This is a genomic window from Kribbella monticola (assembly GCF_003261635.1).
Taxonomy (GTDB): domain Bacteria; phylum Actinomycetota; class Actinomycetes; order Propionibacteriales; family Kribbellaceae; genus Kribbella; species Kribbella monticola.
Genome location: NZ_QFXK01000091.1, coordinates 16,518 through 29,973, shown reverse-complemented (window position 1 = coordinate 29,973; position 13,456 = coordinate 16,518). Strand labels below are relative to the sequence as shown.

General features: G+C 68.3%; 12 protein-coding genes. 2 read left to right on the top strand and 10 right to left on the bottom strand.

The window, feature by feature from the left end:
• Positions 1–35: 35 nt before the first annotated feature.
• The 10 genes from nuoH to DIZ26_RS35630 all read right to left on the bottom strand — a co-directional run bounded on the left by nuoH (position 36) and on the right by DIZ26_RS35630 (position 11,231).
• On the bottom strand, positions 36–1,364 hold the full coding sequence (gene nuoH, locus DIZ26_RS35675) for an NADH-quinone oxidoreductase subunit NuoH (protein ID WP_112248993.1): 1,329 nt from the start codon (positions 1,362–1,364) through the stop codon (positions 36–38).
• On the bottom strand, positions 1,361–3,790 hold the full coding sequence (locus DIZ26_RS35670; protein WP_112248992.1) for an NADH-quinone oxidoreductase subunit G: 2,430 nt from the start codon (positions 3,788–3,790) through the stop codon (positions 1,361–1,363). Before DIZ26_RS35670 ends, nuoH begins: the two co-directional genes overlap by 4 nt.
• Positions 3,787–5,097 (bottom strand): NADH-quinone oxidoreductase subunit NuoF, encoded by a 1,311-nt coding sequence (gene nuoF, locus DIZ26_RS35665; protein WP_198676480.1) that lies wholly within the window; start codon positions 5,095–5,097, stop codon positions 3,787–3,789. Before nuoF ends, DIZ26_RS35670 begins: the two co-directional genes overlap by 4 nt.
• Positions 5,094–5,927, bottom strand: coding sequence for an NADH-quinone oxidoreductase subunit NuoE (gene nuoE, locus DIZ26_RS35660; RefSeq protein ID WP_198676468.1), 834 nt, complete (start codon positions 5,925–5,927; stop codon positions 5,094–5,096). Before nuoE ends, nuoF begins: the two co-directional genes overlap by 4 nt.
• Positions 5,928–7,274, bottom strand: a complete 1,347-nt coding sequence (locus DIZ26_RS35655) for an NADH-quinone oxidoreductase subunit D (RefSeq protein WP_112248990.1) — start codon at positions 7,272–7,274, stop codon at positions 5,928–5,930.
• Positions 7,274–7,981, bottom strand: coding sequence for an NADH-quinone oxidoreductase subunit C (locus tag DIZ26_RS35650; protein WP_112248989.1), 708 nt, complete (start codon positions 7,979–7,981; stop codon positions 7,274–7,276). The genes DIZ26_RS35655 and DIZ26_RS35650 overlap by 1 nt, the downstream gene beginning before the upstream one ends.
• Positions 7,978–8,532, bottom strand: coding sequence for a NuoB/complex I 20 kDa subunit family protein (locus tag DIZ26_RS35645; protein WP_112248988.1), 555 nt, complete (start codon positions 8,530–8,532; stop codon positions 7,978–7,980). Before DIZ26_RS35645 ends, DIZ26_RS35650 begins: the two co-directional genes overlap by 4 nt.
• Before the next feature lie 3 nt (positions 8,533–8,535).
• Positions 8,536–8,895, bottom strand: a complete 360-nt coding sequence (locus DIZ26_RS35640) for an NADH-quinone oxidoreductase subunit A (RefSeq protein WP_112248987.1) — start codon at positions 8,893–8,895, stop codon at positions 8,536–8,538.
• 132 nt (positions 8,896–9,027) lie between these two features.
• Positions 9,028–10,338 (bottom strand): geranylgeranyl reductase family protein, encoded by a 1,311-nt coding sequence (locus tag DIZ26_RS35635; RefSeq protein ID WP_112248986.1) that lies wholly within the window; start codon positions 10,336–10,338, stop codon positions 9,028–9,030.
• A 164-nt stretch (positions 10,339–10,502) separates the two neighbouring features.
• On the bottom strand, positions 10,503–11,231 hold the full coding sequence (locus DIZ26_RS35630) for a demethylmenaquinone methyltransferase (RefSeq protein WP_112248985.1): 729 nt from the start codon (positions 11,229–11,231) through the stop codon (positions 10,503–10,505).
• Positions 11,232–11,373: 142 nt separating this feature from the next.
• Between DIZ26_RS35630 and DIZ26_RS35625 the strand changes: the two genes are divergently transcribed.
• On the top strand, positions 11,374–12,645 hold the full coding sequence (locus DIZ26_RS35625; RefSeq protein WP_112248984.1) for an isochorismate synthase: 1,272 nt from the start codon (positions 11,374–11,376) through the stop codon (positions 12,643–12,645).
• A 3-nt stretch (positions 12,646–12,648) separates the two neighbouring features.
• Entirely contained in the window at positions 12,649–13,281 is a 633-nt protein-coding gene (locus DIZ26_RS35620; protein WP_112248983.1) for an MBL fold metallo-hydrolase, read from the top strand.
• Positions 13,282–13,456 lie beyond the last annotated feature (175 nt).

The following is a 13,456-nucleotide window of genomic DNA, read 5'->3' as shown; positions in this document are numbered from 1 at the left end:
ACCCGGCTACGGGGTCCCAGAGGGACTCTTTGACGCTAGCCACGGCTGCCTTCCTTGCTGCGAATATCTGTCTCGCTCTTGGAGTCGACGAGAGGTGGTGGGACCGGGAAGCCGCCGGCGAAGGCGTCGAACTCGGCCTCGGTGACCGGCTCGGTCTGCTCGGTCTTCTTCTGCGGCAGGAACATCGGGACGATCGCGAACAGCAGGATGACCCCGGCGACCACCAGCAGGTAGCTGCGCTGGGTGGAGCCGCTGGACTCGCGGCTGACCGCGCGCACCGTGGCGACCAGCAGGATCCAGCCCAGCGAGATCGGGATCAGGACCTTCCAGCCGAGCTTCATGAACTGGTCGTAGCGCAGTCGCGGCAGCGTTCCGCGCAACCAGATGTAGAAGAAGATGAAGCACATCATCTTGCCGACGAACCACAGCACCGGCCAGTAGCCGGAGTTCGCGCCGTCCCAGATCGAGATCGGCCACGGGGCCCGCCAGCCGCCCAGGAACAGCGTCGTGGCGAGCGCCGAAACGGTCGCCATGTTGATGTACTCGGCCAGGAAGAACATCGCGTACTTCATCGACGAGTATTCGGTCAGGAAGCCCGCCACCAGCTCGCCTTCGGCCTCCGGCAGGTCGAAGGGCGCGCGGTTCGTCTCACCGATCATCGAGATCACGTAGATCACGAAGGACGGGAAGAGCAGGAACGCGTACCAGCCCGGCACCGGGATGTCCGCGCCGAACAGGTGCAGCGTCTGGTGCGATCCCTGTGCCGCGACGATCTCCGAGGTGGACATCGAGCCGGCGAACAGGAACACCGTCACCAGCGCCAGCCCCATCGCGACCTCGTAGGAGATCATCTGGGCGCTGGAGCGCAGACCACCGAGCAGCGAGTACGTCGAGTTGGACGACCAGCCGCCGAGCACGATGCCGTAGATGCCGATCGAGGCGATCGCCATCACGTACAGCACCGAGACCGGCAGGTCGGTGAGCTGCAGCCGGGTGTAGGTGTCGGTGAACGGGATCTTCACCGTCGGCCCGAACGGGATCACCGCGAAGGTCAGGAAGGCCGGGATCGAGACGATCACCGGGGCCGCGACGTAGACGAACCTGTCCACGCCCTTCGGCATCAGGTCTTCCTTGAACATCAGCTTCATACCGTCGGCCAGCGACTGGAGCAGACCGAACGGGCCGTGCACGTTCGGGCCGATCCGGTGCTGCATCCGCGCCACCACCCGGCGTTCCCACCAGATGTTGAACAGGGTCAGCACGACCAGGAAGACGAAGATCAGCAGCACCTTGATGCCCACGACCCACCAGGGATCGTGGCCGACGCCGGCGTCGGCCGGCGCTGCAAGGGGGATGAGACTCATGCGTTCCCTCCGGCGATCGTCACGATCGAGCCATGGTCTGCGTGCAACGACCGGCGGACGTGACTGTCGGCCGAGTTGGTCGGCAGCCAGACCACGTTGTCGGCCATCGCGGTGATGACGACCGGCAGCCGGATCGAGCCGGCGTCGGTCGAGACCACGAGTTCGTCACCGTCGGCGACCCCGACCCGGTGGGCCGTGGTCAGCGAGATCTTGGCCACCGGCTTGCGCGCGGTGGCGACCAGGTGCGGCTCGCCGTCGTTGCTGCGGCTGTCGTCGATCAGCATCCGCCAGGTGGCGAGCCGGGTCGAGTCGAACGCGCCGAGCGCCGGACCGGCCTGGTACGACGGTTCGCCGGCCCGGTCGCCGTCCCAGCGGCCGAGTTCGTCGAACTCCTTCTTCGCCCCGGCCGGGGTGCTGAACCCGAGCGACGAGTTCATCTCCTGGGCCAGCGCGGCCAGTGCGCGCACGTCCGGCATCGCGACCGGCACCTTCAACACGACCGGGAACGGCCGCTCGCGGCCCTCCCAGTTCACGAAGGTGCCGTCCTTCTCGGCCGGCGGTACGACCGGGAAGACGACGTCGGCATGCTCGGTGACCTGCGAGGTACGAACCTCGAAGCTGACCACGAACGGCGCGGCTTCGAGAGCGGCCAGTGCCGCCGCCGGGTCCGGCAGGTCGTCGATCTCGACACCCGCGACGACCAGCGCCTGCAGCGATCCGGCCGCCGCGATGATCTCGCCGGTGTCCCGGCCCGTCGTACTCGGCAGGCTCTCCACGTTCCAAGCGGCCTGCAGGTCGACCCGTGCCGCCGCGTCGCTGACCAGGCGGCCGCCCGGCAGCAGACCCGGGAGGCAACCGGCCTCGAGCGCACCCCGGTCACCCGCACGACGCGGGATCCAGACCAGCTGGGCACCCGTGTCGAGCGCGAGTCGCAGCGCCGCGGAGTACGCACCGGGCGCGGTCGCGAGCCGCTCGCCGACGATGATGACCGAGTCGGCACCGAGCGAGGCGTGCGCCGCGGCGCCGGCCTCACCGGTGTTGCGGAGGTCGCCCAGTACGGCGGCCTCGGTACCCGGCGACGCCTGGACGACGACGCCGGAGAGCTTCTCGATCCCCCGCGACGCGAGCGAGACGACGGTGAAGACCTTGGTACCGGTGTTGCGGACACCCTTGCGCAGCCGCAGGAACACGGCCGGCGCTTCCTCTTCCGGCTCGAACCCGACCAGCAGCACCGAACCGGCCCGCTCGAGGTCGGCGAACGTCGTACCGAGTCCGGTGCCGGCCACCGCGGCGGCCAGGAAGTCGGCCTCCTCGGCGGAGTGCGGCCGGGCCCGGAAGTCGATGTCGTTCGTACCGAGAGCGACCCGCGCGAACTTCGAGTACGCGTAGGAGTCCTCCAGCGTCAGGCGACCACCGGTCAGTACTGCGGCGTTGCCGCGCGCGGCGGTCAGCCTCGACGCCGCGAAGGTGAGTGCCTCCGGCCAGGAAGCCGGCCGCAGTTCGCCGTCCTCGCGGATCAGCGGGTGGGTCAGCCGGTCACCGGTCGACGCGTAGTTGAACGCGAACCGGTCGCGGTCGGAGATCCACTCCTCGTTCACCTCGGGGTCGTCACCGGCCAGCCGGCGCATCACCTTGCCGCGCCGGTAGTCGACCCGGATCGCCGAACCGGAGGCGTCGTGCTCGGCCACCGACGGCACCGAGACCAGGTCGAACGGCCGGGACCGGAACCGGTACGCCGCGCTGGTGAGCGCGCCGACCGGGCAGATCTGGATCGTGTTGCCGGAGAAGTAGCTCTCGAACGGCTCCTTCTCGTAGATGCCGACCTGCTGCAGCGCGCCGCGCTCGATCAGCGCGATGAACGGGTCACCGGCGATCTGCTCGGAGAACCGGGTGCAGCGGGCGCAGAGCACGCAGCGCTCGCGGTCCAGCAGCACCTCGGCGGAGATGTTGATCGGCTTCGGGAAGGTCCGCTTGACCGCGTTGAAGCGGCTCTCACCGGCGCCGTTGGTCATCGCCTGGTTCTGCAGCGGGCACTCGCCACCCTTGTCGCAGACCGGGCAGTCCAGCGGGTGGTTGATCAGCAGGAATTCCATGATCCCGTGCTGGGCCTTGTCCGCGACCGGCGAGGTCACCTGGGTCCGGACGACCATCCCGTCGGCGACGGTGATCGTGCAGGACGCCTGCGGCTTCGGCATACCGCGGCCGTTACCGGCATCGGTGATCTCGACCAGACACTGCCGGCAGGCGCCGACCGGGTCGAGCAGCGGGTGGTCGCAGAACCGCGGGATCTGGATGCCGATCCGCTCCGCCGCCCGGATCAGCAGAGTGTTCTTCGGGACCTTCACCTCGATGTCGTCGATGGTGACCGTGATCAGGTCGGTCTTCTCGACCTCGGCCCCGGCCGGCGGGTTCGCTTGGATGGTCATGCGCTTGCTCCAGCGGTCGCGAAGAGGGTGGACGCCATCGGGTCGAACGGGCAGCCACCGTTGGTGAAGTGCGCGAGGTACTCGTCCTTGAAGTGCTGGATCGAGCTGGTGATCGGCGCGGTCGCACCGTCGGCCAGGGCGCAGAACGACCGGCCGGTGATGTTGTCGCTGAGGTCGAGCAGGGTCTCGAGGTCCTCCTCGCTGCCCTTGCCGGCCTCCATCCGCTCCAGGATCTGGACCAGCCACCAGGTGCCCTCGCGGCACGGCGTGCACTTGCCGCAGGACTCATGCTTGTAGAACTCGGTCCAGCGCAGCACCGACCGGACCACACAGGTGGTGTCGTCGAAGATCTGCAGCGCCTTGGTGCCGAGCATCGAGCCGGCCGCGCCGACGCCTTCGTAATCCAGCGGTACGTCGAGGTGCTCGCCGGTCAGCAGCGGCGTGGACGAACCACCCGGCGTCCAGAACTTCAGCGTGTGGCCCTCGCGGACCCCGCCGGCCAAGTCGAGCAGCTGGCGCAGCGTGATGCCGAGCGGCGCCTCGTACTGGCCGGGCCGGGTGACGTGGCCGGACAGCGAGTACAGCGTCATGCCCTTGGACTTCTCGGTGCCCATCGAGGCGAACCAGTCCGGGCCGTTGTTGATGATCGCGGGAACCGAAGCGATCGACTCGACGTTGTTGATCACAGTGGGGCAGCCGTAGAGGCCCGCCACCGCCGGGAACGGAGGACGCAGCCGGGGTTGACCGCGACGACCTTCGAGCGAGTCGAGCAGTGCCGTCTCCTCGCCACAGATGTACGCGCCGGCGCCGGCGTGCACGATCACGTCGAGGTCGTAGCCGGTGCCGAGGATGTCGGTGCCGATGAAGCCGGCCGCCTTCGCCTCCTCGACCGCCTGCTGCAAACGGCGTACGACGTGCAGCACCTCACCACGGACGTAGATGAAGGCCGTCGACGCGCGGATCGCGTAGGCGGAGATGATGACGCCCTCGACCAGGGTGTGCGGCGAGGCGAGCATCAGCGGGATGTCCTTGCAGGTCCCCGGCTCGGACTCGTCCGCGTTCACGACGAGGTACTTCGGGTTCGGGTTGTCCTGCGGGATGAAGGACCACTTCATCCCGGTCGGGAAGCCCGCGCCACCACGGCCGCGCAGGCCGGAGTCCTTCACCGCGGTGACGACGTCGGCCGGCTGCATCCGCAGCGCGGTCTTCAGCGCGTCGTAACCGCCGGAGCGCTGGTACGACGCCAGCTGCCAGGAGCGGATCTGGTCCCAGTTGTCGGACAGTACCGGGGTCAGCACGGTGATCAGTCCTCTTTCCGCGAGTCGGGAGTCGCCGGGGATCCGGTGCCTGATTCCTTGCCCGGCTGGTCGCCCGGACGCGGGCCCGAAGCGGCCTCCGGGGAGACCGTGTCGCGCAACTCCGGCGAACCGCCGCTGTGGTTCGAGGCCGGCGCGGTCCAGTTGCGCTCGCGAGCCAGCCGCAGGCCGGCCAGCGTGGCCTTGCCACCGGTGGGGCCCTCGTCCGCGCGGCCGTCGGGGAAGCCGGCCAGCACGCGCTCGGCCTCGCGCCAGGTGCAGATCGTCGCACCGCGCGGCGACTTCACCTCGGTGCCCTCACGCAGGTCGTCGACCAGCTGGGTGGCCGACTCCGGCGTCATGTCGTCGAAGAACTCCCAGTTCACCATCATCACCGGCGCGTAGTCGCAGGCGGCGTTGCACTCGAGGTGCTCGAGGGTGATCTTGCCGTCCTCGGTGGTCTCGTCGTTGCCGACGTCGAGGTGCTGCTTGAGCCGCTCGAAGATCAGGTCGCCGCCCATCACCGCGCAGAGCGTGTTGGTGCAGACCCCGACGTGGTAGTCGCCGACCGGGCGGCGCTTGTACATCGTGTAGAAGGTCGCCACCGCCGACACCTCGGCGCCGGTCAGCCCGAGCACGTCGGCACAGGCCTCGATGCCTTCGGGGGTGATCCGGCCCTCGACCGACTGCACCAGGTGCAGCATCGGCAGCAGGGCCGAGCGGGCGACCGGGTACCGGCCGGCCAGCTCGCGCAGCTCGGCGATCGTCGTGTCGGTGATCTTCGAGTCGCCCGTGCTGTACGGCACGGTCTTGTTCGTCGCTGTCGTGTGGTTCTCGGCCATTTAGCGGTCCACTCCACCCATCACCGGGTCAAGGCTGGCGACGGCGACGATCACGTCGGCGACCTGTGAACCCTCACACAGGATCGGCATCGCCTGCAGGTTGCAGAAGGACGGGTCACGGAAGTGCGCCCGGTACGGCTTGGTGCCGCCGTCGGAGACCAGGTGGCAGCCGAGCTCGCCGCGCGGCGACTCGATCGCTACGTAGGCCTGGCCGGCCGGTACCCGGAAGCCCTCGGTGACCAGCTTGAAGTGATGGATCAACGCTTCCATCGACTCGCCCATGATGTGCTTGATGTGGTCGAGCGAGTTGCCCATCCCGTCGTTGCCGACGGCCAGCTGGCTCGGCCAGCCGATCTTCTTGTCGGCCACCATCACCGGCTCGCCCTCCATCTTGGCCAGGCGGTCGGCACACTGCTCGACGATCTTCAGCGACTCGTGCATCTCCTGCAGCCGGACCCGGAAGCGCCCGTACGAGTCGGCGGTGTCCCAGGTCGGTACGTCGAAGTCGTAGGTCTCGTAACCGCAGTACGGCTGGGTCTTGCGCAGGTCCAGGCCGTACCCCGTCGCGCGCAGCGGCGGGCCGGAGATGCCGAGCGCCATGCACCCGGTCAGGTCGAGGTAGCCGACGTCCTGCAGGCGGGCCTTGAAGATCGGGTTCGCGTTGCAGAGTTCGGCGTACTCCGGCAGGTGCTTGTTCATCCAGGTGATGTACTCCCGGATCTTGTCCAGCGCACCGGCCGGCAGGTCCTGGGCGACGCCGCCCGGCCGGATGAACGCGTGGTTCATCCGCAGACCGGTGATCAGCTCGAACAGGTCCAGCGTCATCTCGCGCTCGCGGAAACCGATCGTCATCACGGTCAGCGCGCCGATCTCCATCCCACCGGTGGCGATGCAGACCAGGTGGCTCGAGATGCGGTTCAGCTCCATCAGGAGCACCCGCATCACGTTCGCCTTCTCCGGGATCTGGTCCTCGATGCCGAGCAGCCGCTCGACCGCGAGGCAGTACGCCGTCTCGTTGTAGAACGGCGACAGGTAGTCCATCCGGGTGACGAACGTGACGCCCTGGGTCCAGGACCGGAACTCCATGTTCTTCTCGATCCCGGTGTGCAGGTAACCGATGCCGCAGCGGGCCTCGGTCACCGTCTCGCCCTCGATCTCGAGAATGAGCCGGAGTACGCCGTGCGTGGACGGGTGCTGCGGGCCCATGTTGACGACGATGCGCTCTTCGGGCTCGTCGCCGAGGCCGGACACGACCGAGTCCCAGTCCTGCCCGGTGACGGTGAAGACCTTGCCCTCGGTGGTGTCGCGACCCTGCGCGTACGGGTCGGCGGTGTGTGTATCGGTCATCAGTTGTAAGACCTCCGCGTGTCGGGCGGCGGGATGACGGCGCCCTTGTACTCGACGTCGATGCCGCCGAGCGGGTAGTCCTTGCGCTGCGGGTGCCCCGGCCAGTCGTCGGGCATCTGGATCCGGGTCAGTGCCGGGTGCCCGTCGAAGATGATGCCGAAGAAGTCCCAGGTCTCCCGCTCGTGCCAGTCGTTGGCCGGGTAGACCGAGACCACCGACGGGATGTGCGGGTCCGCCTCGGACACCGACACCTCCAGCCGGATCCGCCGGTTGTGGGTGATCGAGAACAGGTGGTAGACCGCGTGCAGTTCGCGGCCGGTCTCGTTCGGGTAGTGCACGCCGTTGACGCCGGAGCAGAACTCGAACCGCAGCGCCTCGTCGTCGCGCAGGTGCTGGGCGACCTCGACCAGCCGCTCGCGGGCGACGTGCAGGGTGAGCTCGCCGCGGTCGACCACGACCTTCTCGATCGCGTCGTCGCCGACGAGCCCTTCGAGCCGCTCGGTGGCGCCGTCGAACCAGCCGCCGTACGGCTTGGCCGATCCGCCCGGCAGCGCGACCTGGCGACGCAGCCGGCCGAAGCCGGAGGTGTCACCGGTACCGCGGACGCCGAACATGCCCTCGCGCTGGTCGACCACCTCGGCTGCCGGCGTCTGAGCGTCGCCGGCCGCCGTCGTCGCCGGCAGGTTCTCTGGTTGGTGGTCGCTCACCGGAGCAGCCCCTTCATCTCCAGGGTCGGCGCGGCGGTCAGCGCCGCGGTCTCCTGCTCGGACTGCAGCGCCTTCTTGTTGGCGCCGAGCTTCCCGTGCTGGATGTCGTCGTGCAGCTTCAGGAACGCGTCCAGCAGCATCTCCGGCCGCGGCGGGCAGCCGGGCAGGTACATGTCGACCGGTACGACGTGGTCCACGCCCTGCACGATGGCGTAGTTGTTGAACATGCCGCCGGACGACGCGCAGACGCCCATCGCCAGCACCCACTTCGGGTTCGGCATCTGGTCGTAGATCTGGCGCAGTACCGGGGCCATCTTCTGGCTCACCCGGCCGGCCACGATCATCAGGTCGGCCTGGCGCGGCGAGGCCCGGAAGACCTCCATGCCGAACCGGGCCGCGTCGTAGCGGGGCGCGCCCGTGGTCATCATCTCGATCGCGCAGCAGGCCAGCCCGAAGGTTGCCGGCCACAACGATGCCTTGCGCATGTATCCCGACAGACCCTCGATGGTCGTCAGCAGTACGCCGGCCGGAAGCTGTTCCTCAACACCCATTGGTCAGTCCCATTCAAGCCCGCCGCGGCGCCAGACGTAGGCGTACGCGACGAAGACGGTTGCGATGAAGATGACCATCTCGACCAACCCGAACAGCGCCATCTGGTCGAAGGCCACCGCCCACGGGTAGAGAAAGATGATCTCGATGTCGAACACGATGAAGAGCATCGCGGTGATGTAGTACTTCACCGGGAACCGCCCGCCACCGACCGGCTGCGGGGTCGGTTCGATCCCGCACTCGTAGGAGTCGAGCTTGGCCCGGTTGTAGCGCTTCGGGCCGACGAGGAAGCTCGTCACCAGGGTGCCCGCCACGAAGATCGTCGCGAGGATCCCGAGAATCAGGATCGGTACGTAAGGGTGCATCGGCTGCTGCTCCCTCCTTACTTGCGTCCGTACTGCCGGCTATGGACCTGCTGCTGCCACGTACTGCGTGGTTGTTTCGCCTGCACTGTGTTATCAGTAACGCTGTGGCTCACGTCACTCGCCCCACCGCTTTCAGGCGGCGGGCGCGACCTTCGTCAGCCCGTTGATGATCTTGTCCATCACGTCGCCGTCGCGCGGATCGGTGAGGTTGGCCAGGAGTTTCAGGGTGAACTTCATCAAGGTGGTGCGCGGCAGACCGTACTTCGTGCACAGCCGCATCACCTCCGGATTTCCGATCAGCTTCACGAAGACCCGGCCGAGTGTGTAGTAGCCGCCGTACTCCTGCTTGAGCGCCTTCGGGTACGCCGACAGCGCGCGCTCGCGCTGGCTCGGCTGCCGGTGCAGCGCCTGGGCGGCGACCTCGGCGGCGAACGACCCGGACTCCATCGCGTACGGGATGCCTTCGCCGTTGAACGGGTTGACCATGCCGCCCGCGTCACCCAGCAGCATCAGGCCGCGGGTGTAGTGCGGCTGCCGGTTGAAGCCCATCGGCAGCGCGGCGCCGCGGATCGGGATGGTCTGGAACTCGTCGCGGAACTGCCATTCCTCCGGCGTGTTCTTCAGCCACTGCTTGAGCAGGTCCGAGTAGTCCACCTTGCCAAAGGCGTCCGAGGTGTTCAGGATGCCGAGGCCGACGTTGACCGTGCCGTCGCCCATCCCGAAGATCCAGCCGTAGCCCGGCAGCAGTTGCCGCTGGCCCGGGTGCTCCGGGTCGTCCGCCCACAGCTCCAGCCAGGACTCGAGGTAGTCGTCGTCGTGCCGCGGGCTGGTGAAGTAGGTCCGGACGGCGACACCCATCGGCCGGTCGTCACGCTTGTGCAGGCCCATCGAGACGCTGAGTCGCGACGAGTTGCCGTCGGCGGCCATCACCAGCGGCGCCCGGAACTCGATGTCGTCGCCGTCACGCCGGCCGTTGTCGTCCACCGGCTTGGCCTTGACGCCGACGATGAAGCCCTTGTCGTCCAGCACCGGGCCGACGACGTTGGTCCGCTCGCGCAGCCGGGCGCCGGCCTTGACCGCCTGACGGGCGAGCAGGTCGTCGAAGTCCATCCGGTTGCGGGTCAGCCCGTAGTTCGGGTGGCTGGCCAGATCGGGCCAGTCCAGCTGCAGGGTGTGACCCGCGCCGCGGATCCGCAGGCCGTAGTTCTGGATCCAGCCGGCCTCGGGCGAGATGTCGATGCCCATGTTGATCAGCTGCTTGGTGCCGCGCGGCGTGAGCCCGTCACCGCAGACCTTCTCGCGCGGGAACGCGGTCTTCTCCAGCAGCAGGACGTCCAGCCCGGCGTTGGCCAGATGGTAGGCGGCCGACGAGCCGGCCGGCCCGGCACCGACGACGATCACATCCGCGGTCTCGGCCTGCCGTGGCGACGTGCTCTGACTCATCTCATCCCGGCCTGGAAGTTGGGGGCTGCTCACTCGTGAAGGGATTCACGAGGCCTGGTCATCCGACAGTCTAGGACTGCCTGACTCCGACACGAAACCGGCCCGGAATCCCTTACCCACCGTCGATTTACGCGCATCCCTCGTTGCGTAATTCAGCCTGCCTGCTAGTACGGACCAGTGGCCCAGCTGGTCTGCCCCAGCGGCTTCACGGCGCGGTGGATGGCGATCAGGCCGCCGGTCAGGTTTCGCCACTGGACGTGGGTCCAGCCGGCGGCCTCGATCGTAGTGGCCAGCGGCGCCTGACCAGGCCAGGCGCGCACGGACTCGGCCAGGTAGACGTACGCGTCGGGGTTGGTGGAGACCGCCTTCGCGACCACCGGGACCGCGCGCATCATGTACTCCAGGTAGGCCACCCGGAACGGCTTCCAGGTCGGGTGCGAGTTCTCCAGCACGACGAGCCGGCCGCCCGGCTTCGTCACCCGCAGCATCTCCTTGAGCGCGACCGTGACGTCGTTCACGTTCCGGAGCGCCCAGGAGATCGTCACCACGTCGAAGGTCTCGTCCGCGAACGGCAGCCGCAGCGCGTCACCCGCGACCAGGTCGAGCTCGGGGTACCGGCGCTTGCCGACCCGGAGCATCCCGACCGAGAAGTCGCAGGACACCACCTCGGCGCCCGCCTCGCGCAGCCGCACGCTGGAGGCGCCGGTACCGGCCGCCAGGTCGAGGATCTTCATCCCCTTCCGCGGCGCGATCTCCGCCAGCGCCTGCGGCCGCCAGTACAGCTTCTCCAGCCCCATCGTGGCCACCGCGTTCGTCCGGTCGTAGCCCTCGGCCACGTTGTCGAACATCGCGGCCACGGCCTGCGGTTGTTTCGTGAGATCTGCGCGGTTCACTTGTCTAGTTGATCACGGCCGGGACAGGCGTCGAAATTCGCTGGACACAAGGGAGGCATACGCTTGCATGCCGTGAGTGCATCACTGATGAGTCGGCCGGCCGTCGCGACCCGGGGCCGGAGCGCGAGCGAGGAGTGTTGCCGTGAGTTTGTCTGACCCGGTTCCACCCGGCCGTCTCCCGGCACCACAGCTGGTGGTCCGCAGTCAGCCGGCCGACGGCGTCGCGGACCGGCTGATGGACCATCTGCCCGACGAGGGCGGCCTGGCCTGGGTACGCCGCGGCGACGGTCACGTCGGCTGGGGCGTGGCCGCGCGACTGGACGTTGCCGGTAGCAACCGATTCGTGCAGGCCCAGTCCTGGTGGCAGGAACTCGTCGGCCACGCGGTGATCCGCGACGAGGTCGGCGTACCGGGTTCCGGCCTGCTCTGCTTCGGTTCGTTCGGCTTCACCGACGACGATCCGAGCGAACTCGTCGTCCCCGAGGTGATCGTCGGCCGCCGCGGCGGCACCACGTGGGTGACCACGATCTCACCGGCCAGCTCACTGGCCGCTGCGCCTTCGCTGACCACGCACGAGCCGGATCCGGTCGGCCTCGTCGCCTTCGCCGACGGCTCGCGATCCGGTGCCGAATGGTCCGGGATCGTCGCCGACGCGGTGAGCCGGATCACCACCGGCGCGCTCGACAAGGTGGTGCTGGCTCGCGACCTGATCGCGCTCGCCGAGAAGCCGATCGACCTGCGCTGGCCGTTGCGCCGCCTCGCCGCGGCGTACCCGAACTGCTGGACGTTCTCCGTCGACGGTCTGATCGGCGCGACTCCCGAGTTGCTGGTCCGGCGCGAGAAGGGTCTGATCACCTCGCGCGTCCTGGCCGGCACGATCCGGCGTACGGGCGACGACGCGCACGACCTCGCGCTGGCCGCGTCGCTGGCCCGATCAAGCAAGGATCTGGAGGAGCACGAGTACGCCGTACGGTCGGTCGCCGACGCCTTGAAGCCACACTGCAAGTCGATGAACGTGCCGGAGACCCCGTTCGTGCTGCACCTGCCGAATGTGATGCATCTCGCGTCCGACGTTGCCGGGGTTGCGGCCAATGGGGCGTCAGCGCTTGGGCTTGCGGCTGCTCTGCACCCGTCGGCCGCGATCTGCGGTACGCCGACCGACACCGCGCGTGACCTGATCGGCGAGATCGAGGGGATGTCGCGTGGGCGGTTCTCCGGGCCGGTCGGGTGGATGGACGCCGGCGGCGACGGTGAGTGGTGCATCGCCCTGCGCTGCGGCCAGGCAGACCCGGCCGACCCGACCCGGATGCGGATCTTCGCCGGCGCCGGCATCGTCGCCGGTTCCGATCCGGAGGCCGAACTCGCCGAGACGATCGCCAAGCTTGTTCCGATGCGCGACGCCCTAGGGGACTGACTCATGAAGCTCACGAAGTACAAGCACGCCTGTGTCCGGCTGTCCAAGGACGGCAAGGAGTTGCTCGTCGATCCGGGGATCTGGGCCGAGGACGAGGCGTTCGAGGGCATCGACGCGATCCTGGTCACGCACGAGCACTTCGACCACCTCGACGCTGATCGCGTGCGGGCGTCGGATGTGCCGATCTGGACGAACGCCGGTGTCGCCGCGGAGCTGACCAAGGACGGCGGCGACGTGGCCGACCGGATCGCCGTCGTCAAGGGCGGCGAATCCTTCGAGGCGGCCGGATTCCAGATCAGTGCCTACGGCAACGACCACGCGATCATCCTGCCGGAGCTGGGTGTTCCGTGCCAGAACGTGGGCTACTTGATCGACGACGCGGTCTACCACCCGGGCGACTCCTTCACCAAGCCCGACCGCGAAGTCCACACCAACCTCGTCCCGATCTCGGGCCCGTGGTTCTCGTTGCCGAACGCAATCAGCTACGTCCGCGAGGTCGCCGCCCAGCAGACCATCGGCATCCACGACGCCCTCCTCAGCGAGATCGGCCTCACCATGGGCGAACGCTGGATAGGTACCCAAGGCAACAAACCGTACGTCGCCCTCAAACCAGCCGAGTCGGTCGAGATAAACTAATCCCCCGCGCGGTCGCCCCCGTTCGCTCCTCCGTCGCTCCCTCCGCTCCGGGTCGCGGGCTCCTACGTCGCCCGCTCAAATGCGTTGCGCCGCAGCCCGGTTACGTGGCAGCCCGGTTACGTGGCAGCCCGGTTGCGCCACAGCCCGATCCCGAAGCAGCCCGGTTGCGTGGCAG